Here is a 24,971-nt window from a genome sequence, read left to right on the forward strand (position 1 = left end):
GATAACAAACTATGTATATAAATGTTATTTTTGTTCACAAAAATATTTAATATAGAATATATTAGAATTGTAGAATAAAACAAACAAAAAATCAAAACAACAAGTCTATCAATTTAAATTTTAATAAGGACACCAATTAATTAGGATTAAGAGAACATATATCAACAAAAAACTTTGTGTTGATAATATGTATTTATAAAAATTACAAATGACCAAACTAAATTAACAAAGGTTGTGTCTTTTTTAAATTTATTTGAAAAGAGGAGTTGTGTAAAATGGGTAAATATGATAAATTTGCTAAATGTACTAAATGCTCATGTGAATTGTGTAGTTCTATAAACGCAGAAACTACAGATATAGAAAGACATGGTGCAAAATTATTAACAGTAAGGGTAAAAGTAGACAATGTATGTCCTGGAAAAAAAGTAGCTATCGCAGTTATTATATATGATAATTGTAACAGAATACTTGCTTTTAGAGGATTCACTACAGTTGTAGGCAAAAAGCATGAGAACCAATGTGATTACGATTCATGTGGTACAATCGAACGTAAATTAGTGTTCGTACTTCCAGATAAAGAAGAGTATGATCCATCTGAATTAAGAGTTTGTACAATTGGCAATTATATATATCCATGTGAGCCTGAAATTTAGGCAATAATAAAAGCACTTACAGGGAGATAGATATATCTATCCTGTAGGCGCTTTTATAGTTTGTAATAAAATCAAAATATAATATTGGAATAAACAGTCAATACAACTATAATAATTATTAAGAAAAGAAATTTAATTTAAGTTGGAGTAATTATAAATGAAAGGTACAAAATTTAATGGATGATATACAGAAAAGAAAAAAGAATCTATCAAGTAAAAAAAAGCTAATAATTAGTGGTGTCCTTTTGGGCATTAGCGGTCTTTTATTCATTATGTCATGTTACATAAACGGATTCGCAGATTTATATTATAAATACATTTATTTAACTTTAATAAATAGTATTTCGAGAGGAATTTCTTTAATTCCATTTTCAGTCTATGAGTTAATATTATATGGTTTTGCCATATTTATTTTTGCTAGAATATTAATGTATATATATTTAGGGATTAATAAAAAAATCTCCTTAAGGATATTTCTCATAAGATCTACTACTAATTTTCTTATATATGTATCAATATTTACATTTTTAAATGTGGCAACTTTAGGAGTCAATTCATTTAAATCAGATTTTGTTTTATTAACAGGTTTAAATGTAGAAGTTAAGTCAGAAGATAAACTTATTGAACTTTGCAATTATCTTAAAGATAATCTAAATGTGTTAGATAACAAAGTAAGTAAAGATGGGAATGGATTCTTGAAAATAGATTCAAATGTTAAGGAAGAAGGCATAAACAGCATGAAAAATTTGGGGAGAACGTACCCGAGCTTGAGAGGGTTTTATCCCAACCCCAAACCGTATATATTTTCAAAGGTAATGTCTTATCAATTATTGATGGGAGAAACAGATTTTACTCTTGAGGCGAATTACAATAATGAAATGCCGGAATCGAATATTCCAAGTACAATCTGCCATGAATTAAGTCATATAAAAGGCTTTAATAACGAGTATGAAGCAAATTACATAAGCTTTTTAGCCTGTATTAACTCAGAAAGTTTTGAGTATCAATATAGTGGGTATTTAATGGCTTATTCTTATTGTATGGGGGATCTATACGATTTTGATTTAGAATCATTTAAAAAAATTAATAGTGAGCTTTCAGATAATGTAAAAAAAGAATTGAAAAATGATGCTTTATATTGGGATAAATATAGGGGGAAAATTTCAAAGATACACAATGAAACATATGATAAATTATTAAAGATAAGTGGTCAAGAAGAGGGAATTAGGAGCTATAATGCTGTGGTTAAATTGTTGATTTCAGGATATGGAGTACAATTTAAATAAATAATAATGTCTTCTAACTTTTTAGGTAGCTTTAGCGATAATGTTCATCTTAATAAAGTAACTGAATACAATAGAATAGATAACTATAATTAAAGGGGATTGTAATGAAAGTAATAATTATAGGTGGAGGATGGGCAGGATGCTCAGCAGCATTAGAAGCAGTGAAACAGGGAGCAGATGTTGAGTTATATGAAAGAACCGATTTATTACTTGGGGTAGGTAATGTTGGTGGAATTATGAGAAATAACGGAAGATTTACTGCTGCAGAAGAGTTAATAAATTTAGGAGCTGGAGATTTCATCGATATTATGGATTCCATTGCTATTCATAAAAATATGGATTTTCCAGAACATAAACATGCTTGGTTATGTGACATAGGAAAGGCTGAACCTCTTGTTAGAAGATATCTTATAAAATCTGGAGTAAAGATATTTTTCCAAAGCAGGATCACAGACGTTGAAATGGATGGAAATAAAATTAAGTCTGTTATACTTGCAGATAAGAGTATCATAAACGGAGATGTGTTTATAGAAACTACAGGATCTACAGGGTCAATGCCTAATTGCGTAAAGTACGGAAATGGATGTGTAATGTGTACACTAAGATGTCCTAGTTTTGGCGCAAGAGTAAGCATAAGCAAGAAGGCTGGTGTAGAGGATTTAATAGGAGAAAGAGCAAGTGGTATAAAAGGTGCTATGAGCGGTTCATGTGAATTTCCAAGGGAATCTTTATCTGATGAAATTTTAAATCAGCTGGATAAGAACGGAGTTGTTGTTATTCCAATTCCTAAGGAAGATATACATTTAGAAAAATTAGAACAAAAAGTTTGTCAGCAGTATGCAACTTTAGAGTTCGGGGAAAATATTATTTTGTTGGATACTGGACGTATTAAGCTTATGACTTCTCATTATCCAATAGATAAATTAAGAAAAATTAAAGGATTAGAAAATGTTGTTTATGTTGACCCTCTAGCAGGAAGCAATGGTAATTCAATTAGATATTTAGGTGCGGCACCTAGAAGTAATTCAATGAAAGTAGATGGAATAGAGAATCTATTCTGTGGGGGAGAAAAATCAGGTTTCTTTGTAGGCCATACTGAAGCTATGACCACTGGTACTTTAGCAGGATATAACGCAGTACAGTATTTAAAAAACAGACCTTTACTAGAATTACCAACGGAACTCGCAACCGGAGATATAATCGCATATGCTAATGATAAGATTAAAGAGGGAAAAATGAGTGAAAGGCCCACTTTTTCAGGTGCGGAATATTTTGAGAGAATGAAGGTTTTAGGTTTATATACTATTGATAAAAAAGAGATAAAATTAAGAGTAGAAAATTTAAATTTAACAAATATTTTTTCAAATGTAGTTTAGAGATAGTAGTGATAAGCTATAGGATAATCTAATCTAGTTGAAAAATATATCTTAATATTTATATCCATTAGGAGTTATAATTTTTTCTTTTTACTTGAAAAACTAAAAGGAAGCGAAATAACTTCTAATGGATAAATTTATTTAAATATTGACATTAAATATGTCATTAGAAAGATAGTACATAAAATTATGGTATAATAAACGTAAAATTTTTAATTTAGGTAACGGTGGTGATACATGTGTCAATTACAGTAGGTAAATTATTTGGAAATGGAACTGTACTATATCAAATGAAGCTATTAGCAGGACAAAAAGGGCTAAATAATCTTGTTGAATGGATGCATATCATTGAAAATGACGAAGTCAGTGAATTTCTTCATGGAAATGAAGTTGTGCTTACATCAGGAATTTTAAACAGCAGTGATGGATGGCTGTTAGAATATACAAAGAAATTGCATAGCGTTGGAACAAGTGCCTTTATTATAAATATTGGTCCATATACTAAATCGATACCAAAAGAAGTTATTGAATATTGTAATGAAGTAAAAATGCCTCTTTACACTATTCCATGGGAAACAAGAATGGTGGATTTAACAAGAGATATATGTTATCGTATTATGCAAAGTGAGCAAGTTGAAATAAGCATTGCATCAACAATTAAGAATATTATATTTAAAACTGGAGATTTAGAAACACTGATTTTACAGATGGAGAGATATGGTTATTTAAGAGACAGTACTTTTTGTTTTATAGTAATGTCCTTTGAAAATAGAGATAATAAAGAATTGGAATTTAATATAAATAGAATAAAATTATATTCGGAAAGAATTGCCAGAAGTATTAATGAATTATATATATCTTTCTCATATAAAAATTGTTGGGTGTTAGCTTTGGTGAATTACAGTAATTATAATGTTAATAACTTTGTAAATACTTTCTTTAAAAATTGGAATGAACCTTTGTGGAAGATACATATGGGTGTAAGCGAAAATAAGGATGGAATTAAAGTGCAAGCGGAGAATTTTAATAATGCTTTTACAGCCATGAGCATGGCTAGAAAGAAGAATAAAGAAGTTATATTTTATGAGGAACTTGATATACATAAGTTGCTTTTAAATGCAAAGGATAAGGAAGTTTTAAAAGAATTTTATAATGAAACATTAGGTAAATTAGAAAAATATGATAAAGAAAATAATACAGATTTAGTTAATTTTCTTTTTATGTATTTACAAAATAATGGGAGTCAGGGCCTTGTAGCGGAAAAACAATACATTCATAGAAATACAGTTAATAATCAATTAAAAAAGATTGAAAAGATTACTGGATATAATCCATCAAACTTAGAAGAAAAGTTAAGGTTTTATTTGGGATTTTATATTAAAGATGTAATGTAAAATTGTCAAATTATATATAATTTATAACTAATATGCAAATGCACAAATTAAACTATTCAGATGCTTGCTTAAAAATATATAAAATTGATGTATAATTTAAAACATGTAAGAGCATACAGCAAAGGAGCTTGTTCAATAGAACAAGTTCTTTTTTAATACAATTAATTATTACTAAATCATAATACAACGTGGTATTCATTTAGTTAATATAAAATTTAATTGAGTTAAATAAATTGGAAAGGTGATGATAGAAATTTGGAAAAGATATTAGTAAGTGGTTGTTTATTTGGATGGCATTGTAGATATGATGCTGTGGATTGTCCTTGTTTAGATGAAAGATTTATTAAATGGAAAAATGAAGGCATACTCATAGCAATTTGTCCGGAAGTATTCGGAGGATTACCTACACCAAGGCCAGACTCCCAAAGAGTTGAAAATAAAGTATTATCTTGTACAGGCCTAGATGTGACAGAAGAGTATGAGGCAGGGGCTAAGGAAGCACTTCGGTTGGCTAGAGAAAATAATGTTATATGCTGTATAATGAAGCAAGATAGTCCCTCTTGTGGAAGTCAATATATATATGATGGTAAATTTACAGATACTAAAATAGAAGGGAATGGAAGAGCGACAGAACTGCTTAAAGAAGGGGGCTTTAAAGTATTTGATGAAAATCAAATTGATGAAGCCGAAAAATTTCTATTAGAAAAGGAAATTTAGGTTTAATTTGAAAAGGCTGTAAATTCACAGTCTTTTTTTTAAGGAATATTTTAATAAATAAAATTTTTAGATAGGAAAGTGGTAACAATGAAAACAAATATTTTAAATTTAATTGTATTATAAGTATGTGGCTTTTTCAAGAAAAGACTCTAAAGGAATAATTCAGGCGGGCTTGAATATTGAAGATATACTAACATTAAGAATATAACAAATGTGCATATGCACAATTAAACTTAGTCAGTTATCCGTTGATAAGTCAAAAATACTAGTATATAATAAAAACAACTTAAACGAAAAACGAATTTAATCAAGATAAAAGCAACGGAGCTTGTTCAAATGAATAAGTTCCGTTTTTTTATTAGTTGGACAAGTATATTATGAATTGGGGAGTGTATAAATATGAATGGTGAAGAAATTAAAAGTACTTTAAAAGAATATAATTTACAATCTTGGAGTAAACAAAGAAATTTAAATCCGATTTCAGTTGAAAAAGCTGATGGCATTTACTTTTGGGATTATGATGGAAATAGATATTCAGATATGTCGTCACAGCTTGTTAATATGAATTTAGGTTTCGGAAATAAAGCAATTGGAGATGCAATAAAAGAACAAGTAGATAAATATTGTTTTGTAGGGCCATCTTATGGTGCTGAATCTAGAGCTAAGCTTGCAAAGAAGATTATAGAATTAATGCCTGATAATATGGGCAAGGTATTTTTTACAAACGCTGGTGCAGAGTCAAACGAAAATGCTGTAAAGATGGCAAGAATGTTTACAGGTAAAACAAAGGTGTTCAGCCGTTATAGAAGCTATCACGGATCTTCATTTGGTGCAGGTAATTTAACTGGTGAGCCAAGAAGATATGCATTAGAACCTGGTATTCCAGGATTCGTAAAATTCTTTGATCCATATATCTATAGAGAACCGATAGAATTTGAATCGGAAGAAGCAGCGACAAAATATTATTTGGCCAAGCTTAGAGAACAAATAGTATATGAAGGACCAGAAAGCATTGCAGCAATAGTTTTAGAGACTATTACAGGTTCGAATGGAGTTATCGTTCCACCAAATGGATATCTTCCTGGAGTTAGAGCTTTATGTGATGAATTTAAAATCTTAATGATTTGTGATGAAGTTATGACAGGCTGGGGCAGGACTGGTAAGATGTTTGGTTTCGAAAATTTCGATGTTAAACCAGATATAGTAACTTTTGCAAAAGGTGTTACATGTGGATATGTTCAACTTGGTGGAGTAGTAGTGAGTAAAGAAATAGCTGCTTACTTTGATGATAACCTATTATCTTGCGGGTTAACTTACAGTGGACATCCTTTAGCTTGTGCAGCAGGTGTAGCGTGTATAAATTATTATGAAGAAGCGGATATACTAAAAAATGTTAACGAAGTTGGCAAAATACTTGGTGAAAAGCTGGAAGAGATGAAAACTTCACACCAATCTGTTGGAGATGTACGATATATTGGATTATTTTCAGCAGTAGAATTAGTAAAGAATAAAGAAAGCAAGGAACCATTAGTTCCATATGGAAAGGATCCAGAAGGGATTATGGGAAAAATTTTAGGTTTGCTTAAAGAAAGAAAGTTCATGACTTATACACATGAAAATATGATACTTGTTGCGCCTCCATTAATAATTACTAAGGAGCAATTAGAAGAAGAGTTAGCTAAATTAGATGAAGTACTTGAAATTGTCGATAAACAATTTATCTAGATGAGGTGAAAAAATGGCATATGAATTTAGTTTACCAGGACGTACGATTATTGGAGATTGTGCATTAGAAGCAAGTGAGAACTTGATAAAAACATTTGGAAAGAAAGCATTTATTGTATCTGGAAAAAACGTAACTAAGATGGGGACAGTTAAAGTTTTGACAGACTGTTTAGATAATTGGGGAATAGGGTATGAAGTTTTTAATGAGATTATTGGAGAGCCAACTGATTTAATGATTGAAAGCGGTACAAAAGCTTATAAAAATGCTGAATGTGATTTTTGCATTGCTATTGGAGGAGGAAGTCCTTTAGATAGCGGTAAAGCAATCGCGGCTATGACAAAATTAGAGGGTTCGATATCTGACTACTTGGGAAAAACATTGGAAGGAGATTTTCCACCATTAGTACTAATTCCAACTACAGCAGGGACAGGTTCAGAAGCTACCAAATTTACAGTTATTACAGATTCAAAGAAGAATGTAAAAATGCTTCTAAAGGGGGAAGCATTACTACCAGATTTGGCAGTGATTGACTCTAAATTCTCGATGACAGCACCTAAAAGTGTAACAGCGGCAACAGGGATGGATGCGTTAACTCATGCAGTTGAGGCTTATACATCAAGAAAAGCAAATTCACTAACAGATACCTTCGCGTTATCCGCAATTAAAAGAATTTTTGAATATTTACCATTAGTATATAAAAATGGTGAAGATAAAAAGGCAAGAGAAGAAATGGCCATAGCCGCATATGAAGCTGGAGTATGCATAAATAACTCTTCAGTGACCTTAGTTCACGGGATGAGCAGACCAATTGGAGCTAATTTTCATGTTGCCCATGGAATCTCAAATGCTATGCTCATAAAGGAATGTTTATCTTATGTTTTAGATGGAAGCTATGAACGTTTTGGTACAATAGGAAGGGCTATTAATGCAGCAGAAGAGAATAAATGTGATAAGGAAGCTGCGGAAGCTTTCCTAGAAAAATTAACAGAATTATGTAAGATATGTGAGATTCCTACTCTAAAAGAGTATGGAATTAATAAAGAAGATTTCGATAAACTAGTAGATAAGATGGCACAGGATGCTATAAATAGTGGAAGTCCATCAAATACTATAAAAAATGTTACAAAGGAAGACTTATTAACTATATACAGTAGATTATGGTAAATATAAAATAATTGCAACGGTGCAAAACAAATAGTTTTGTACCGTTTTTTGTTTAAAAGGAGGCGTAAATCAATGAGTATGTTAAATGAAATAGATACACAATTTGAGAATAGAAATGTTTTTAAGCTAAGAGAAGATAAAGTTGAAATTAAAATCGAAGATTTAAGTATGGTTTACCAAGACAAGAATGGAGGCGAACCAGTAACAGCACTTAAAAATGTTAATTTAGAAATTAAAGAAGGAGAATTTATTTCATTACTAGGTCCTTCGGGTTGTGGAAAGACAACATTACTTCGTATTATAGCTGATCTATTGCAGCCTTCTTCAGGAAAAGTAACAGTTCGAGGACAGAGTCCAAGAGAAGTAAGGCTTCAGAAGAAATATGGTATCGTATTTCAAAATCCAGTTCTATATGATTGGAGAACAGTAAGAAGAAATGTTTGTATGCCAATGGAACTACTAGGAATGAAAAAGCAGGATCGTACTGCGAAAGTTACAGAAATGCTCGATCTAGTTGGACTTACTAACTTTGGTAAGCATTATCCTTATGAATTAAGTGGAGGTATGCAGCAAAGAGTCGGAATAGCAAGAGCACTGGCAATCAATCCAGAGATACTTCTTATGGATGAACCATTCTCAGCTTTAGATGAATTCACACGTGAAAAACTTCATGAGGATCTTCTTGAAATATGGACAAAGACTAAAAAGACAGTAGTTTTTGTAACTCATAATATTTCGGAGGCAGTATTTTTATCAGATAAAGTTGTAGTTTTATCACCGCATCCAGGACGAGTTTCTGCTGTAATTGATATTGATATACCAAGACCAAGAAATATGGAGTCAAAACAGTCAAAACAATTTTATGATTATATAACAAAAATCAGAAATAGCTTTGAGGGGGTATGATGATGATTAGCAGGAAAGAAAAATATACAGTTAACTTAGTTTGGGCTATTAGTATTTTTATAGTTTGGGAATTAGCAGCTTTCTTTCTAGAACAAGTTATTCATGACCCAATGGCAGCAGCAAAACTGCCTTATCCCCATAGTGTCCTTATATCAATCGCAGTAAATTTTACAGATTTAATAAGTGCAGCCGGACTTACTTTTTCAAGAGCTGTATTTGGATTTGCGCTTGGAGCAGCAATAGGCTTTATTTTAGCAATAATTATGAGTTTATCAAAAATAGCAGAAAAAATATCACTACCTTATTTAATAGTATCACAAATGATACCAGTATTAGGATTAGCTCCTATTATATTTACATTAGTTAGAGACATGAATCTTTCTAGAATAGTGATTGCTGCATATATTACTTTTTTCCCAGTTTCAGTAAATATGCTGAGCGGACTAAATAGTGTAGAAAGTGACAAAAAAGAATTGCTATATTCATACGCTGCGAGAAAGAAAAGTATTTACTATAAGCTTATGATTCCTTATTCGATGCCATATTTATTTGCAGGTTTAAAAATAGCAGCTCCAATGTCAATAACAGCATCTATTTTAGTAGATATGCTAGGTTCAAGCGGTGGAATTGGAGTGAAACTTTTGTATTCTTTATATTCAGGCACAAAAGATGTGTTCTGGGCATCAGTAGTTACAAGTGCTTTAATGGGTATTTTAAGCTACTTTATAGTAATATTATTTGAAAAAATTTGTATGCCTTGGAGAAAACAAACTACATAGGGAGGGTATTTTATGAATGAAAAGATTAAAAATGTTTTATGGCCCGTGGGCTTTGGGATATTAGTTGTAATTGCTTGGCAAGTTGGTATCATTCATGATGCCTTAGGTTTTAAGCCCTTTCAACTACCAGTTCCATCACAAATCATTAAAACTTTAAGTGATAATTTTTCTAAAGCTTTAACTGACACAATGATTACAGTTTCAGGGGCGTTGGTAGGACTTGCTTTAGGATGCATAATTGGATTTATTGTTGCTGTAATAGCTACACAGTTTCCAAAGTGGGGATATACAGGACTAAGTGTAATAGCTGCATTTAATGCTATTCCAATAGTTGCATTATCTCCTATTATGAATCGTTGGTTTACTAGTGGTTTTGCACAGAAGGTTGGTGTTGTAACGGTAGTATGTATGGCAGCTATGGCTATTAATTCTTATCGTGGATTAAATGATTTAAAACCATTTGCAAAAGATTTATTAGAGTCATATGCAGCACCAGAAAAAGTTATATTTTTCAAGCTTCGTTTACCTAATTGTCTTCCAAGTGTTTTAACTGCATTAAAAATTAATGTGGCAGCGGCAATAATGGCAGCTATGATAAGTGAATATTTCGCAGCATCAACATCGGGAATTGGTTTTGGAATTAAAGATAATTTAAGAAAAGGAATGATGGCCATGGGGTGGTCTTATATAGTTATGGCAGCATTAGTTGGGATTATTTTATATTTAATCATTTTGTTAATAGAACGTAGAACTATAAAATGGCATGCTTCACAAAGGTAAATAAGGTTTATAAAAACAGAATTTGGTTCTAAGAATTTTTCTTAAGTTCATAAGAAAGTTAAAAAGATCTAGGATCAGGTCATATATATTTCTTACATCTAGGAAGAAAAACACATAAATGACTGATATCAGATAAATAATATTTATTTAATGAGGAGGAATTTATTATGAAAAAGAAGTTATTAGCTTTAAGTTTAGCAGTATTAATGATGGGTACGATGCTTATAGGGTGTGGATCAAAAACATCAGAAACTACAGCAAAAGACACAACTAAATCAGAGGACACTTCAAAGAAAGATGGAGAATTAGAAAAAGTAACCCTTCAATTAAAATGGCTTCCACAATCACAATTTATGGGATACTATGTAGCAGCAGCAAAGGGCTATTATAAGGATGAAGGTATTGATATTCAAATACTTCCAGGCGGAAGTGACATTATCCCAGAACAAAATGTTAATAATGATGTAGCAAATATAGGTGTAACTTGGGTATCAAGTCTAATGACATATCAAGCTCAAGGATATCCATTACAAGAAGTTGCTCAGGTTTTCCAAAAATCAGGTATGTTATTAGTCTCAAAGAAAGAAAAAGGAATTAATTCACCAAAAGATTTAGCAGGCAAAAAAGTAGGTAACTGGTTTGGAGGTAATGAATATGAACTTCTTGCACTACTTTCAAAATACAATTTAGATAAAGAGAAGGATTTGAAACTTGTACAACAAGATTTCACAATGGATCAATTAAAAGAGGGTTCAGTTGACGCAGCATCAGCAATGACTTACAACGAATTTGGTTTATTGCTTGAAGGTGGATTGAAAAAAGAAGATTTAAATGTAATTGATATGAACAATGAAAATGTTGCTATGATGGAAGACTGTTTATTTGTTAATTCAGATTGGGCAGCTAAGCATAAAGACTTATTAGTTCGTTTCTTAAAAGCTTCAATTAAAGGTTGGAAAGATGCAGTTCAAGATCCAGAAGCAGCTGGAAAAACAGTTTATGATGTAGATAAATCAGTTTCTTTAGATCACCAAGTTTATATGGCAAAAGAAGTTGCTAAGCTTGTAGCACCTCAAGGGTTTGATACTTCAAAAATTGGACAAATTGATATGAATGCTATTAAGCAAACAGGAGATTTCTTAAAGAAATATAATAAGGATTTAGCAAAAGAACCAGTAGTAGATGATACAACATTTACTTCAAAGTATTGGGAAGAGGCAACAAAATAACATGATAAAAATTGATTCAGATGTGGTTAAATCCACACTGAATCCTACTAAAATTTATATATCAATGTATTATTAAGGAAAAGAATTTATCACATAGTAAATGATTTGAAAAATGAAATATTTTAATAACCTCAAAATAAAAATATACCCAAAGTAGAAATATGAAAGAGAAAATTATTAACTGAATTAGTTATTTAGATATTAATAATGTTTAGAAGTGGGAGGAGAATACTTATGGATTTAATTATTAAAAATGGAACTATTGTAACACCATCAGAATCTTACACTGCTGATCTTGCTGTTAAAGATGGAAAGATTGTAGCTATTGGAACAGAATTTTCAGAAGACGGTGCCAGAGTTGTAGATGCAAAAGGTAAGTTAGTACTACCAGGGGCTATTGATGCACATACCCATTTAGCTATGCCATTTGGAGGAACTGTATCAGCAGACAGCTATCTTGCAGGAACAAGGGCAGCAGCTTGCGGAGGTGTAACTACAGTATTTGATTATCCAATGCAAAGAAAAGGCAGCGGAATAATTGAAACAGTTGAATCAAGAAAAGCAATGTGTGATCCAGAAGCTTGCGTAGATTATGCATTTCATTGCATCATAACTGATTTAAATGAAGGAACTATCTTAGATGAATTTAAAGATGCTGTTGAGTATGGGGTACCAAGCTTTAAATGTTTCTTAGTTTATAAGAAAGAAGGAATGATGGTAGATGATGCAACTTTAGTGAAAATACTATTAAAAGCTAAAGAAACTGGAGCTATGACAAACATCCATGCAGAAAATCCGGATTTAATAGATTTAAACATCGAGAAGTTCTTAAAGGAAGGAAAAACTTCAGCATGGTATCACTATTTAAGCAGACCAGAGTTTGTTGAAGCTGAGGCAGACAAAAGAGCAGTTCATTGGGCTAAATCTACAGGGGCTCCACTATATTTAGTTCATATGGCAGATAAAGAAGGTTTAGAAACTGCTATTAAAGCAAAAAGAGAAGGTCATGATATATATGTTGAAACATGCCCACAATATTTGGAGTTTACATGCGATGTTTATAAAAGAGAAGATGGTAGAAACTTTGTATGTTCACCACCAATGAAAGGGCAAGAAAGTCAAGATGCACTTTGGAAAGCTATTAAATCCGGTGATATTGATACTGTAGCTACAGATCACTGCCCATTTCAAAGCTATGAAAAGGATTGGGGGAAAGATGATTTTACAAAGATTCCAAATGGATGTGCAGGAGTAGAAAATTTATATCCATATATGCTTTCAGCAGCAAATGAGGGAAAAATAACTTTTAATAGAGCAGTAGAATTATGTTCATTTAACCCAGCTAAGATATTTGGATGTACAGAAAAAGGTTCTTTAACAATAGGAAAAGATGCAGATATTGTAATTTATGATCCGAAGAAAGATTTTACAATTTCTGTAGAGAATATGCATTCAGATTATGACCACACAATTTGGGAAGGTAAAACTCTTCATGGATACCCAGTACAAACTTATGTACGTGGAAATTTAGTATATGATGATGGAGAATTTGTTGGAAAAGCAGGATTTGGACAATTTGTAAAACGAGTAGGACGAAAATAAAGATAATCTAGGAGGAATGGAAATGAGTAGTTTATTATATAAAGATATTTCAATTAATGAATATGTGTCAGGATGCTTGTTGTGTGATGAAGCACCTTGTCGCAAGGCTTGTCCCCACTCACTTGAAGCGGATACTATTATTCGTTCTTTAAGATTTGAAAATAAGGCTGGGGCAGTAAATAAACTGCCACATCCTCTTCCTTGTGATACATGCGATGAAAAACAATGTAAAGAGGCTTGTTTAAAGGGAAAAATTAATGAACCAGTACCAATTGATAAAGTTATGAAAGCAATATCAACTGAACCTAAAGTTAAAGAGGACGACGTTGATTTATCCATAGATTTTTGTGGAATAAACTGTGAAAATCCATTTTTTCTTTCTTCATCAGTTGTCGGAAGTAACTATGAGATGGTAGCAAAGGCATTTGAAATGGGATGGGCAGGTGTAGCATTTAAGACTATTGGTATGTTTGTGCCTAAAGAAGTTTCACCAAGATTTACTGCTTTAAGCAAAGAAAGTGTACCATTTGTTGGTTTTAAAAATATAGAGCAAATTTCAGATCACACATTAGAGGAAAATATAGAATTCTTAAAAAGATTGAAAAAAGACTATCCTAGCAAAATTATTATAGCATCAATTATGGGACAAAATGAAGATGAATGGACTAAACTCGCTCAGTTAATGACAGAGGCGGGAGCTGATATTATAGAATGTAATTTCTCATGTCCACATATGACAAGTAAAGGAGTAGGTTCAGATGTTGGTCAAAACCCAGACCTAGTAGCCCTATACACTAAAGCAACTAGAAAGGGAACTAATTTACCGATTCTTGCAAAGATGACACCTAATGTTGGAAATATGGAAATACCAGCAATTGCTGCAATGGAAGCAGGTGCTACAGGAATTGCAGCAATTAATACAATCAAAAGTATTATGAATCTAAATTTAGAAAGCTTTGCTTCAGAACCAAATGTTGAAGGTAAGACTAGTGTAGGTGGATATTCAGGAAAAGCTGTAAAACCAATTGCATTACGTTTTATACATGATATGAAAGTCTGCCAAGAACTAAAAGATGCACCAATAAGCGGTATGGGCGGTATTGAAACCTGGAAGGATGCAGCTGAATTTATAGCATTAGGGTGTGAAAACTTGCAAATAACAACATCAGTAATGCAATATGGCTATAGAATCATCGATGACTTAATTAATGGGATGAAATTATATTTAAGTTCACAAGGGTATAAAAAGATATCTGAAATTGTAGGTAATGCCTTACCTAATATTGTGCCAACAGATAAACTTGATAGAGATAGTATTTGTTATCCAAGATTTGATAGGCAAAAGTGTATAGGATGCGGAAGATGTTATTTATCATGTTATGATGGGGGACATCAAGCAATTAAAGTAGATGAAAATACAAGAATGCCAATTTTGTTAGTAGATAAATGTGTAGGATGTCAATTATGTAGTACTGTATGCCCAGCAAAAGCTGTAGCACCAGGTAAGAGAGTAAAAAAATAATTATTAAAAAGAATTTAAGGGGGATATCGATATGTTAATGTGTAATAAAGAAAGACTTCAAGATAAAATTACAACTTTTAGTAAATTTGGAGATACAGGCAAAGGGGGGATTACTAGATTATCTTTATCACCTGCGGCTTTGGAAGCAAGAGAGGAATTTTGTAAAAGATGTAAGGCACTTGGAATGGAAATAAAAACTGACGATATGGCAAACATTTATGCAACTATTCCTGGAGATGAAAATCTACCTGCAATTATGATGGGATCTCATGCTGATTCAGTTAAGCAAGGTGGAAATTACGATGGTATTTTAGGAGTTCTTACAGGATTAGAAGTAGCAGAAACTATAGTTACTGAAAAAATACCTCATAAGCATCCAATAACAGTTGTTATATGGACAAATGAAGAAGGGGCACGTTTTGAACCTGCAATGATGTCATCAGGTGTTATTACAGGAAAATTTGATAAAGATGTTATGTTAGCATCAAAAGATACAGAAGGAATTACATTTAAAGAAGCCTTAGAAGCTAGTGGATACATGGGAGAAGTTGAAAATCGAATGACTCCTGAAAAATACAGAGCGTTAGTTGAATTACATGTTGAACAAGGACCTGTTTTAGAAGATGAAAAAATTGATATCGGAGTAGTTGAAGGTGTTTGCGGTATGATAAACTATGAATTTACTTTTGCAGGTCAAGCAGACCATGCAGGGACAACTCCAATGAAATATAGAAAAGATGCTTTATATGCAGCTGTAAAGACCATTCAATATCTGCATGATGAACTTGATAAGCTTGATAGTAAGCTAGTATATACAACAGGAAAGATTTCAGCCCATCCAAATATTCACACAGTTATTCCAGATCTTGTTAAATTCACGTTAGATGCGAGGCATCAAGATCCAGAAGTAATAAATCAAGTTCTCGAAATAATTAAGGCCATCCCTAAAACAGTTGAAAAATGTGAAGCAAGTTTTGAAAAAGCTTGGTCAAGAAATACAGTACATTTTCACTCTGAATTTGTAAATTATGTTGAGAAAAATGCAAAGGAATTTGGATATACAACAAAGAGAATGTATAGTGGTCCTGGACATGATGCACAATTTATAACAGATATTATTCCTACTACAATGATATTTGTTCCAAGTGAAAAAGGGCACAGTCATTGTGAAAAAGAATTTACTCCCCTTGAGAACTGCTTAAAAGGTGCCAATGTATTGTTACAAACAGTCTTAGATATTGATAAAAAGTAATATATTCATATTACTAAATTAAAAATGCCAATCTTAAGATATAAATCTATAAGATTGGTTTTTTAGTTATAGATATTTTATTGCATGGTTTTCATTATAAATAATTATATGTGATTATTTGTTCCTGGTTCTGAAATATTTCTATTCACATGTCTATTTCATAAACATGCATCCAATTTCTGTGAGCTATATACATAAGTCTAAGTTATGCTGTGTTTATCAATAACATTTAGAACATATCAAATAAAACACTGTTTTCTAAATGAATATGAATAAACAAATCTTTTTCTAATTCATGGAGCTTTGTATATACAAGTTTAAAAGTAGTACAAGATCCTTCTGGTGCGGTAAAGTCTCTCGTTATTTTTTCTAGTTCTTTTAAAATATCTCCAGCGGCATCATGTTCATTTTCGGTATCATTTATAACTTTGTGTATATCCGATAGGATTCTATCATCTTTTGATAGGTCATAGTTTTTTATAAGTGGGAATAGTACTTCTTCTTCTTTAACTAAATGTTCTTCAAGTTCAGTTTTTAAAGATCCGAAAAGTTTATGAACCTGTAGTAATTCCTCACCATGATGTCTAAAATGTACTTTTAGTACCTTAAATAACATTGTATCAATCTCTTTAAGTTGTTTTTTTGTAAAGTCATGATGAACATCTACTATATGCGTTATTAATGAAGATGGTGTTTCTTTTCTCCAGTCTTTGTATGATGAATTTGTATTAATAAACTTATCATACTTTGAATTAAGTTCTTCAATAATCACACTTAAATCTAACGAGAGTGCAGTTAATGCATCACCTAAAGTATCATGTCCCCCACAGCAATAATCTAATTTATATCTATTAAAAATTTCTGTAGCACCAGGAAAAATTGAAACTATCTCACCAAGCTTTTGATTTTTATTTATATTCTTTTTCATATTATGTTCCTCCAAATCTAATTAACTAATGTATTTTTATGACTTGTTTCTTATGTGTTCATTTTATAATCATATGTATTATAAGAATATGATTTAAATCAAATTTTTAAATTTATTAGATTTTGTTATGATAATAGAAGGGATTCTATTAAAAATGAAGTCGTAAAAAGTAAATGTATAAAGAATTCTAAAGATTCATAATCAATTATAAAAATGCTTATTTACTGGCATTAAACATAAGTGTTATGATAATAGTAATGGTAGGTGATTAAATATGAAAGAATGTAATTGTGAAGTTTGCACTCACACCTTATGTGCAAAGAAAGTACCTATATTCTCATTCTTATCCGATGATGAGCTTAGAAAAATTATTAATTTGACTGGTCATAAATCATATAAAAAGGGTGAGATTCTTTGTAGGGAAGGTGAGAAATCAGATGCATTATTTATTATAAACGAAGGAAAAGTAAAACTATCTAAACTAACTAAAGAAGGAAAAGAACAAATAGTTCATATCTACACAAGTGGAGATTTTTTTGGGGAATTGAACTTATTTAGTAGTAATGAAAAGTACAATTTTGATGTTTATGCTATATCAGATGTAAAAATATGTACTTTATCTAAGGAAGATATGAGTAAAATTATTATTAGTAATCCGGAAATATCATTAAAACTACTTGAAGTTATTACAAAACGACTTACTGAAACAGAAAATTTAGCACAAAATTTAGCAACAAATGATGCGGAAATAAGAATCGCATATATGTTGTTAGAATTCGCAGAAAAGTATGGAATTAGTACGGAAGAAGGATTACAAATAAATTTACCAATAAATAGAGAAGAAATGGCTAATTACACTGGAGTAACGAGAGAAACTATTAGTAGGAAACTTAGTAATTTTGAGGAATTAGGGATTGTAAGTCTTAAAGGAAATAAAGTATTATTCATTAAACAATTAGATATCTTAAAGTCTTATGTTGAGTAATATAGAATTAATAAAAAAGTACCTTGATTAATAGAAAAAATAGTCACTCTGTACTTTCAACGGTATGAAAAATAGAGTGACATTTCTTTCGTTTAGTTAGTATATAAATTTTAATTCTATATATTTATAGTATGATCTGATAGTTTTACCATTTCTCCATGCTTTCCAATCCAATACTTAACTTCAGGGTATTTAACGTCAATATAATCAGCAAATAATAGTGGATTTTCACTATTTTGCGAGAACATTTCGTAGTGGCCTGGAACAACTAGTTTCGGATTTATACTTCCTGCTAAATCTACAGCTTCTTGATATGTAATATTTCCTATGCAGTTTTCACGATATCTTTTTGCATCTCTTCCGTTTATAGGAAGAAACATAACATCAATTTTATTCCAAGTTCTTAACTTTGAATAAATTCCTTCATACAAACAAGTGTCTCCAGAATGATATATAGTACAGCCATTGCCTTCAATGACGTAGCCTAAATAAGGAAAGCTGCCAGTTTCAGGGTTTTGGTCAAGAAATTCGTGTGCTGACGGAATACCAGTTATTTTTAAACCGTTTTCTGAAAATGATATGCCATCATCAAGACCTATAAAACGACTTCTTGAAATTTTTAAGCTTTCTGATAAGTCATCAATAAGATGCTTAGGTACTACAAATTTTGCTTTTGGAGAACTTAGTGATATTTGATGCCATGCCTTTCTATCTATATGATCATCATGATCGTGAGTACCTATTATAAAATCAGCATTAGTTATTTCCTCTGGTTGTAATAAAGTTGGAATGATTCTACCAGGAAATTCTGATAAGAACGAATCTATATAAAGAACTTGTTTACCTATCTTAATTACATATCCCAATTGTCCAATCCACCAAAATGCCATATCCTTATCTTTTAGAATACATTTGTTAATATCATTTATCAATTTAATTCCGTTACTCATAAAATATAATCATCACCCTTCAAGTTCATTATTTTTAATATTACCATAAGGCCATTTTAATTACTATATATTCGACAAAGTAATGCATTGGTTGTATATAATGTTACAAACGAAAACAATGCTTAGAAATCCAGTTTAAATAAAAAAGCTCTTTATATAGATGGGCTAAAAAGAATAGGAATTATAAACTTTGTTTAAACTAAAATAATAAATTAATCTCATTATCATTTTTTTGAGAGTATATTAGGTAAAGTATTATCTAAGGGATTTATTTGAATAATGCAAACGTATGTTATAATTAAGCAGGTATTATCAAAATTATATATGTTAGGATGAACACAAATGTATTTAAAACAATTAAGCGATGAAGAAATTAAAAATATACATGAGGAACATATGAAGATAGATTTCCCACCAGAAGAGTTAAAGCCGATTGAAGTAATTCAAAAGCTTATTAAAAGAGGAATTTATGTATGTTATGGTTTATATGAAGATAATAAGCTATTAGCTTATGCATTTTTAGTCACGTCAAAATCATATCTATTGATAGATTATTACTCAGTATGTGCCATTTATAGAAATAGAGGAATAGGAAGTAAATTCCTAAATTTATTAAAGGAACAATGCAGGAATTACATTGGAATTATAGTAGAAGTAGAAAGCATTAATTCTTCACCAAATGTTGAAGAAAGAGTAACACGTGAAAGAAGAATTAATTTTTATAAAAACAATGGAATGAGGATGACAAATATTTTGAGTTTATTATTCAATGTAGAATATTCTATTATGTGTTTATGTAATGAAGAAGTGACGGATTCAAATATTAATGACGGTCTAGAGCATTTATATAAGGAGATTACCCCAAGCAAACTTTATAATGAATATGTAAAAATTACTTTACTACAATAAAAAAATGAATGAAAGGCGCAAAATTTACTAAAACTATATTTACTTTTAATACAATGAAAGAAAAATATATTGTAATGGAGCGCTTGAATATTATGAATAGAGATTTTTTGAAAATTGATGAAATAGTAAATATTTTAATGAAAAGATGGAAGATGATATGTTTAATTACTTTAATCTCAACTATACTTTCAGCAATTATAAGTTTTTTTGTTATTTCGCCAAAGTATCAAGCAAATACTAAGGTATTTATAGGAAAAGAGAATAATGCGCAAGGTCAGGAACAAAGCTATAACAATAATGATGTTTTGATGTATCAAAAACTTTTAAAGACTTATGCAGAGATAATTCAAACTACGGACCTAATTGATAGGGCTGTAAGTTCAAGCAATTTGAACTTACAATCAGAAAATATACTCAGTACGTTAACAGTTGTCCCAAGAGCAGACACACAGATATTAGAAATAGGTTACACAAATCCAGATAAGATCATGGCAAGAAATGTTGTAGATTCGGTAACAAACGAATTTATAAGGTCATCAAAAGACCTTATACCAAATGGAAATGTAAAAATAATAGAAAGTGTGAAAATACCAGAAAGCCCAGTAAGTCCAAATAGAAAGATGAATATAGCTATTGCTTTTATAATCGGGTTCATGATTAGCATAGGTCTAAGTTTTCTGTTAGAATTCATGAATAATACTTTTAAAACCAGAGAACAGATGGAAGAAATGCTAGGTGTTCCAGTTCTGGGAACTATTCCAGAGTATTCTAAGCCTCAGAAAGGGTGATAGTATGTCATTATTGGAGAGAATAAAAAGTAGTACAAAACATAAGAGAGTAGTCGATAGAAGAATTTATGCTGGTTTTGTTGTAGAAGACAAACCGAAATCAGTAGATGCAGAAGCATTTAGGACACTAAGAACTAATATACAATATTCATCTTTTGATAAGGAAATAAGAACTATAGCTGTTACAAGTTCAGAAATGGCAGAGGGAAAGTCAACAGTTGCCGGAAATATTGCTATTTCTTTTGCTCAAGGTGAAAAGAAAGTTATTTTAGTTGATTGTGATTTAAGAAAACCATCAGTACACAAAAATTTTAGAACTTCAAACTTAGTAGGAGTTTCAGAAGTATTACTTGGTAAAGTTTCATTAGATGAAGCAGTACAGAAGCATAATAATAATTTTAATTACTTAACTTCAGGGAAGATTCCACCAAATCCATCAGAAATGCTTGGATCAGCGGCTATGACAAACTTAATAGAAAGGCTGAAAGATGAATATGATTTAATTGTCCTAGATACAGCTCCGTTAAGAGCTGTTACGGATGCTCAGATACTATCAACTAAAGTTGACGGAACTATCTTAGTAGTAAGAGCAGGGAAAACCAAAAAAGATGTAGTAATAGAAGCAAAAAACCTTTTAGATAAAGTTGGAGCAAATGTTATTGGAAGTGTACTGAATGCTGTAGAAAATACAAGAGGAAAGTATTATGCTTATTATGGAAACGAAGATGAGAAATAGACAATTGTTACGATAATGTTTAATGGAGTTAAGGTGGTGAGTTAATGATAGATATTCATTCACACGTATTACCAGGCATTGATGATGGTTCAAAAGATATGCACATGACCTTGGATATGCTTAAACAAGCGCAAAAAGATGGAGTTAATGAAATAGTAGCGACCCCTCATTATTTATTAGAATATGGAGAATCAACAATACAAGAGGTTAAAGTTTTAGTAGAACAAGTAAATAATGCAGCTCATATGGAAGGAATTAATATTAAGGTTTACAGCGGGCAAGAAGTTTATTTTAATGAGAATATAATTCGGGATTACCTTGAAGGTAACATAGGAACTATTAATGATTCTAGATATATGATGATTGAATTCCCCATGCATAGACTCGACGAAAATATAATAGATGTATTATATGAACTCCAAGTACGAGATATAGTACCAATAATTGCCCATCCAGAAAGGTATAAGCCATTTAGAGAAGATCCAACTCTCATTAATAAGTTTATTGAAGCTGGATATTTATTTCAACTAAACGCAGGAAGTATAGAAGGTAGATTTGGAGAAAGTATAAAAAAAACTGCTAGTCTATTTTTAGAAAATAATTTATATAACTTTATTGGATCAGATGCACATGATACTGATAATAGAACTACTGGATTGCAGAAAGCTATGAATGCATTAAATGAAATAAATGAAAATATATTTGAAGAAAGTTCTAAGAAATTATTAAGAGATAGTGCAATAGAATTTGTTGGAAAAAAAGTTAAAATGAAAAAATCGATTTTTTCATTTTTGAGAATTTAATTGAATTTGAAAAAACTCTAATTACTTTAAATTCAGTTATTCAGTTGTATAAAAAACATTCTTAGAACTGAAATTCCAAAATAAAGAAAAATAAATAAAAACTTGTCATAAAACGCTATATTAGCAACTACACTGTATATTGCTTAATATAGCGTTAATTGTGCGTTGAAATACAAAGTACCTCACTGTAATATATGTAGTAAGTAGTGCAGAGACAAATAAAAATATATGGAAAAACTTATCTTAAAGTAAGAAGATAATTAAGTTTCTTCTTAATCTAACATAATTCTATAAGAAAAATATAAGAATACTTAATTATTAATTAATTATCATAGGGCGGTGAAAAAATGCAGCAACTAGAAATTAATAAGGGGGAAGCTATCTTCCGAGATAGAGAAGAACCTAGGGTGGAATATTACTTTTTCAAAAGAACTATGGATATCCTTTGTTCATTAACTGGATTAATAATTTTAACTCCTATATTACTTATAGTCGGATTATTGATAAAACTTGAATCAAAAGGACCTATAATTTTTGCACAAGAAAGAATAGGCAAAAATGGTGAAGTTTTTAAAATGTACAAGTTTAGATCAATGGTCATTAATGCAGAAGAATTGAAAGAAAAACTACACTGTAAAAATGAGATGAGTGGACCGATGTTTAAAATCAAGGATGATCCAAGGGTAACTAGAGTTGGAAGATTTATAAGAAAGACAAGCATAGATGAGCTTCCGCAATTATTCAATGTATTAAAGGGAGAGATGAGTTTAGTTGGGCCTAGACCATCACTTCCGAAGGAAGTAGAAAAATTCGATAATTGGATGATGACTAGACTAAAAGTTAAACCTGGACTAACTTGTTATTGGCAGGTATCAGGTAGAAATGATATTGATTTTGAAGATTGGATGAAATTGGATCTTAGATATGTAGAAAATAGATGTATTTTAGTTGATATTAAATTGATTTTTAAAACATTTTTTGTGTTGTTTGGTGACAAGCATGCAAGATAGGTAATTGTATGAAACTATGGGTAGGACAGGGATAAGGAAGATTATTTAATAAAATAAATGATACTATGGAGGTAGATATGAAAATAGTAGTAGCTGGAACAGGATATGTGGGTTTAGTTACAGGAGCATGTCTTTCAGAAATAGGACATAATGTAACTTGTGTTGATATAGATAAAAATAAAGTTGAAATGATGAAGCAAGGAATTTCACCTATATATGAACCCGGTTTAGATGAATTGCTTAAAAGAAATCATGATGCTGGTAGATTAGATTTTACAATTGATTATAGAAATGCTTATAAAGATGCAGATTTAATATTCATTGGCGTTGGTACTCCAGAAAGAGAAGATGGATCAGCTAATCTAGATTATGTATTTAATGTTTGTAAACAAATTGTAGATAATGTAAAAAATGATTGTTTGGTAGTAGTTAAATCAACAGTTCCAATAGGAACAAATGATAAAATTGAAGAGTATTTAAAAGAAAAGGTTAAAAATAATGTTAATATTGAAGTGGCTTCAAATCCAGAGTTTTTAGCCCAAGGTACAGCAGTTGTAGATACTTTATATGCTAAGAGAATTGTAATTGGCGTTGAATCAAAGAAAGCAGAAGTTCTTTTAAGGGAAGTATATAAAGGTTATAATCAACCAATAGTTGCTACGAATAGAAGAAGCGCAGAAATGATTAAGTATGCTTCAAATGATTTCTTAGCTCTTAAAATATCATTTATGAATGAAATAGCAAATTTTTGTGAAATGGTTGGAGCTGACATAGAAGATGTAGCTAAAGGAATGAGCTTTGATCCTAGAATAGGAGATAAATTCTTAAATGCTGGAATTGGATATGGTGGATCATGTTTCCCAAAAGATACTAAAGCACTTCATTGGCTTGCTAATGATAGAGGTTATGAATTAAAAACAATAAAAGCAACAATAGAAGTAAATGAAAATCAAAAATATAAATTATTTAGACAAGCTAAGAATAGATTTGGAAGCTTAAAGGGATTAAAAGTAGCTGTACTTGGTTTAACTTTTAAACCGGGAACAGATGACTTAAGAGAAGCACCGTCAATCCCGAATGTCAGAAGATTACTAGATGAAGGTGCGCAAATAGTTGCATATGATCCAGTGGGAATTGATAATTTTAAAAGGATTTATCCAAGTGAAATAACATATGCAAATACTCCAGAGGAAACATTGAAAGATGCAGATATAGCATTTATATTCACAGAATGGAATGAAATTAAAAGTTTAAACTTAAGCGTATACGAAGAGTTAATGTATACTCCGATTATATTCGACGGAAGAAATTGTTATAAAATAAAAGAAACTAAAGAAAGAAACGTTGATTATTATTCAATTGGAAGAAAAGCTGTCCTAAATTTCGAAAAGCATCTTGAAAAAGAAAAAGAAATGGAAGTCGCAATTGGCCAATAATAAATTAATAGAAAATATCTAATTCAGAAAAGCTAATTAG

23 protein-coding genes are annotated in these 24,971 nt (G+C 30.8%); 21 read left to right on the forward strand and 2 right to left on the reverse strand.

Annotation, left to right across the window (positions count from 1 at the left end):
* Nucleotides 1-275 precede the first annotated feature (275 nt).
* The 14 genes from CLCHR_RS17935 (at nucleotide 276) to CLCHR_RS18000 (ending at nucleotide 16,386) form a co-directional block, all read left to right on the forward strand.
* Complete coding sequence (locus tag CLCHR_RS17935; protein ID WP_079441281.1) at nucleotides 276-653, forward strand: hypothetical protein; 378 nt, start codon at nucleotides 276-278, stop codon at nucleotides 651-653.
* A 176-nt stretch (nucleotides 654-829) separates the two neighbouring features.
* Nucleotides 830-1,939, forward strand: a complete 1,110-nt coding sequence (locus CLCHR_RS17940) for a DUF3810 domain-containing protein (protein ID WP_079441282.1) — start codon at nucleotides 830-832, stop codon at nucleotides 1,937-1,939.
* Nucleotides 1,940-2,043: 104 nt separating this feature from the next.
* The gene (locus CLCHR_RS17945) at nucleotides 2,044-3,315 is read left to right on the forward strand and encodes an FAD-dependent oxidoreductase (protein ID WP_079441283.1); all 1,272 of its coding nucleotides are present in this window, start codon (nucleotides 2,044-2,046) and stop codon (nucleotides 3,313-3,315) included.
* Between the two features lie 239 nt (nucleotides 3,316-3,554).
* Entirely contained in the window at nucleotides 3,555-4,709 is a 1,155-nt protein-coding gene (locus tag CLCHR_RS17950) for a PucR family transcriptional regulator (RefSeq protein ID WP_079441284.1), read from the forward strand.
* A 255-nt stretch (nucleotides 4,710-4,964) separates the two neighbouring features.
* Entirely contained in the window at nucleotides 4,965-5,426 is a 462-nt protein-coding gene (locus CLCHR_RS17955; protein ID WP_079441285.1) for a 2-thiouracil desulfurase family protein, read from the forward strand.
* Nucleotides 5,427-5,825: 399 nt separating this feature from the next.
* The gene (locus CLCHR_RS17960; RefSeq protein ID WP_079441286.1) at nucleotides 5,826-7,151 is read left to right on the forward strand and encodes an aminotransferase class III-fold pyridoxal phosphate-dependent enzyme; all 1,326 of its coding nucleotides are present in this window, start codon (nucleotides 5,826-5,828) and stop codon (nucleotides 7,149-7,151) included.
* A gap of 13 nt (nucleotides 7,152-7,164) precedes the next feature.
* Nucleotides 7,165-8,316, forward strand: coding sequence for an iron-containing alcohol dehydrogenase (locus tag CLCHR_RS17965; protein WP_079441287.1), 1,152 nt, complete (start codon nucleotides 7,165-7,167; stop codon nucleotides 8,314-8,316).
* Nucleotides 8,317-8,388: 72 nt separating this feature from the next.
* Nucleotides 8,389-9,222, forward strand: a complete 834-nt coding sequence (locus tag CLCHR_RS17970; RefSeq protein ID WP_079441288.1) for an ABC transporter ATP-binding protein — start codon at nucleotides 8,389-8,391, stop codon at nucleotides 9,220-9,222.
* A 2-nt stretch (nucleotides 9,223-9,224) separates the two neighbouring features.
* Nucleotides 9,225-10,001 (forward strand): ABC transporter permease, encoded by a 777-nt coding sequence (locus CLCHR_RS17975; RefSeq protein WP_079441289.1) that lies wholly within the window; start codon nucleotides 9,225-9,227, stop codon nucleotides 9,999-10,001.
* Nucleotides 10,002-10,013: 12 nt separating this feature from the next.
* On the forward strand, nucleotides 10,014-10,781 hold the full coding sequence (locus tag CLCHR_RS17980; RefSeq protein WP_079441290.1) for an ABC transporter permease: 768 nt from the start codon (nucleotides 10,014-10,016) through the stop codon (nucleotides 10,779-10,781).
* A 167-nt stretch (nucleotides 10,782-10,948) separates the two neighbouring features.
* Nucleotides 10,949-12,010, forward strand: coding sequence for an ABC transporter substrate-binding protein (locus CLCHR_RS17985; RefSeq protein WP_079441291.1), 1,062 nt, complete (start codon nucleotides 10,949-10,951; stop codon nucleotides 12,008-12,010).
* 234 nt (nucleotides 12,011-12,244) lie between these two features.
* A complete protein-coding gene (hydA, locus tag CLCHR_RS17990) occupies nucleotides 12,245-13,612 on the forward strand; it encodes a dihydropyrimidinase (RefSeq protein ID WP_079441292.1) in 1,368 nt (455 codons plus the stop codon).
* Nucleotides 13,613-13,634: 22 nt separating this feature from the next.
* A complete protein-coding gene (gene preA / locus CLCHR_RS17995; protein ID WP_079441293.1) occupies nucleotides 13,635-15,134 on the forward strand; it encodes an NAD-dependent dihydropyrimidine dehydrogenase subunit PreA in 1,500 nt (499 codons plus the stop codon).
* Between the two features lie 31 nt (nucleotides 15,135-15,165).
* Nucleotides 15,166-16,386: a Zn-dependent hydrolase gene (locus tag CLCHR_RS18000; RefSeq protein WP_079441294.1), complete on the forward strand. Its 1,221-nt coding sequence runs from the start codon at nucleotides 15,166-15,168 to the stop codon at nucleotides 16,384-16,386.
* Between the two features lie 229 nt (nucleotides 16,387-16,615).
* Here the strand turns inward: CLCHR_RS18000 and ric are convergent, their stop codons facing one another.
* A complete protein-coding gene (gene ric / locus CLCHR_RS18005) occupies nucleotides 16,616-17,314 on the reverse strand; it encodes an iron-sulfur cluster repair di-iron protein (RefSeq protein ID WP_079441295.1) in 699 nt (232 codons plus the stop codon).
* Between the two features lie 274 nt (nucleotides 17,315-17,588).
* Here ric and CLCHR_RS18010 point away from each other — a divergent pair, with 274 nt between their 5' ends.
* Entirely contained in the window at nucleotides 17,589-18,299 is a 711-nt protein-coding gene (locus tag CLCHR_RS18010; protein ID WP_079441296.1) for a Crp/Fnr family transcriptional regulator, read from the forward strand.
* A 116-nt stretch (nucleotides 18,300-18,415) separates the two neighbouring features.
* Here CLCHR_RS18010 and CLCHR_RS18015 read toward each other — a convergent pair whose 3' ends face one another.
* A complete protein-coding gene (locus CLCHR_RS18015; protein ID WP_079441297.1) occupies nucleotides 18,416-19,249 on the reverse strand; it encodes an MBL fold metallo-hydrolase in 834 nt (277 codons plus the stop codon).
* A 342-nt stretch (nucleotides 19,250-19,591) separates the two neighbouring features.
* Between CLCHR_RS18015 and CLCHR_RS18020 the strand changes: the two genes are divergently transcribed.
* From CLCHR_RS18020 to CLCHR_RS18045, 6 genes are all read left to right on the forward strand, one after another.
* A complete protein-coding gene (locus CLCHR_RS18020) occupies nucleotides 19,592-20,158 on the forward strand; it encodes a GNAT family N-acetyltransferase (protein WP_079441298.1) in 567 nt (188 codons plus the stop codon).
* 92 nt (nucleotides 20,159-20,250) lie between these two features.
* Nucleotides 20,251-20,946: a YveK family protein gene (locus tag CLCHR_RS18025; protein WP_079441299.1), complete on the forward strand. Its 696-nt coding sequence runs from the start codon at nucleotides 20,251-20,253 to the stop codon at nucleotides 20,944-20,946.
* Nucleotides 20,947-20,950: 4 nt separating this feature from the next.
* Complete coding sequence (locus tag CLCHR_RS18030; protein WP_079441300.1) at nucleotides 20,951-21,682, forward strand: CpsD/CapB family tyrosine-protein kinase; 732 nt, start codon at nucleotides 20,951-20,953, stop codon at nucleotides 21,680-21,682.
* A gap of 44 nt (nucleotides 21,683-21,726) precedes the next feature.
* Complete coding sequence (locus CLCHR_RS18035) at nucleotides 21,727-22,485, forward strand: tyrosine-protein phosphatase (protein ID WP_079441301.1); 759 nt, start codon at nucleotides 21,727-21,729, stop codon at nucleotides 22,483-22,485.
* 347 nt (nucleotides 22,486-22,832) lie between these two features.
* Nucleotides 22,833-23,495, forward strand: a complete 663-nt coding sequence (locus tag CLCHR_RS18040) for a sugar transferase (RefSeq protein WP_079441302.1) — start codon at nucleotides 22,833-22,835, stop codon at nucleotides 23,493-23,495.
* A gap of 77 nt (nucleotides 23,496-23,572) precedes the next feature.
* Complete coding sequence (locus CLCHR_RS18045) at nucleotides 23,573-24,931, forward strand: UDP-glucose dehydrogenase family protein (RefSeq protein WP_079441303.1); 1,359 nt, start codon at nucleotides 23,573-23,575, stop codon at nucleotides 24,929-24,931.
* Nucleotides 24,932-24,971: the final 40 nt, after the last annotated feature.

This window comes from Clostridium chromiireducens (assembly GCF_002029255.1).
Taxonomy (GTDB): domain Bacteria; phylum Bacillota; class Clostridia; order Clostridiales; family Clostridiaceae; genus Clostridium; species Clostridium chromiireducens.

What these genes read in the sequence shown, in the direction of transcription:
- CLCHR_RS17980 (WP_079441290.1), top strand. Translation starts at nt 10,014, where the DNA reads ATGAATGAAAAGATTAAAAATGTTTTATGGCCCGTGGGCTTTGGGATA.
- CLCHR_RS17965 (WP_079441287.1), top strand. Translation starts at nt 7,165, where the DNA reads ATGGCATATGAATTTAGTTTACCAGGACGTACGATTATTGGAGATTGT.
- CLCHR_RS17935 (WP_079441281.1), top strand. Translation starts at nt 276, where the DNA reads ATGGGTAAATATGATAAATTTGCTAAATGTACTAAATGCTCATGTGAA.
- CLCHR_RS17945 (WP_079441283.1), top strand. Translation starts at nt 2,044, where the DNA reads ATGAAAGTAATAATTATAGGTGGAGGATGGGCAGGATGCTCAGCAGCA.
- CLCHR_RS17985 (WP_079441291.1), top strand. Translation starts at nt 10,949, where the DNA reads ATGAAAAAGAAGTTATTAGCTTTAAGTTTAGCAGTATTAATGATGGGT.
- CLCHR_RS18025 (WP_079441299.1), top strand. Translation starts at nt 20,251, where the DNA reads ATGAATAGAGATTTTTTGAAAATTGATGAAATAGTAAATATTTTAATG.
- CLCHR_RS18045 (WP_079441303.1), top strand. Translation starts at nt 23,573, where the DNA reads ATGAAAATAGTAGTAGCTGGAACAGGATATGTGGGTTTAGTTACAGGA.
- CLCHR_RS18010 (WP_079441296.1), top strand. Translation starts at nt 17,589, where the DNA reads ATGAAAGAATGTAATTGTGAAGTTTGCACTCACACCTTATGTGCAAAG.
- CLCHR_RS17970 (WP_079441288.1), top strand. Translation starts at nt 8,389, where the DNA reads ATGAGTATGTTAAATGAAATAGATACACAATTTGAGAATAGAAATGTT.
- CLCHR_RS18020 (WP_079441298.1), top strand. Translation starts at nt 19,592, where the DNA reads ATGTATTTAAAACAATTAAGCGATGAAGAAATTAAAAATATACATGAG.
- CLCHR_RS17940 (WP_079441282.1), top strand. Translation starts at nt 830, where the DNA reads ATGGATGATATACAGAAAAGAAAAAAGAATCTATCAAGTAAAAAAAAG.
- CLCHR_RS18000 (WP_079441294.1), top strand. Translation starts at nt 15,166, where the DNA reads ATGTTAATGTGTAATAAAGAAAGACTTCAAGATAAAATTACAACTTTT.
- CLCHR_RS18035 (WP_079441301.1), top strand. Translation starts at nt 21,727, where the DNA reads ATGATAGATATTCATTCACACGTATTACCAGGCATTGATGATGGTTCA.
- CLCHR_RS17960 (WP_079441286.1), top strand. Translation starts at nt 5,826, where the DNA reads ATGAATGGTGAAGAAATTAAAAGTACTTTAAAAGAATATAATTTACAA.
- hydA (WP_079441292.1), top strand. Translation starts at nt 12,245, where the DNA reads ATGGATTTAATTATTAAAAATGGAACTATTGTAACACCATCAGAATCT.
- preA (WP_079441293.1), top strand. Translation starts at nt 13,635, where the DNA reads ATGAGTAGTTTATTATATAAAGATATTTCAATTAATGAATATGTGTCA.
- ric (WP_079441295.1), bottom strand. Translation starts at nt 17,314, where the DNA reads ATGAAAAAGAATATAAATAAAAATCAAAAGCTTGGTGAGATAGTTTCA.
- CLCHR_RS18015 (WP_079441297.1), bottom strand. Translation starts at nt 19,249, where the DNA reads ATGAGTAACGGAATTAAATTGATAAATGATATTAACAAATGTATTCTA.
- CLCHR_RS18040 (WP_079441302.1), top strand. Translation starts at nt 22,833, where the DNA reads ATGCAGCAACTAGAAATTAATAAGGGGGAAGCTATCTTCCGAGATAGA.
- CLCHR_RS18030 (WP_079441300.1), top strand. Translation starts at nt 20,951, where the DNA reads ATGTCATTATTGGAGAGAATAAAAAGTAGTACAAAACATAAGAGAGTA.
- CLCHR_RS17975 (WP_079441289.1), top strand. Translation starts at nt 9,225, where the DNA reads ATGATTAGCAGGAAAGAAAAATATACAGTTAACTTAGTTTGGGCTATT.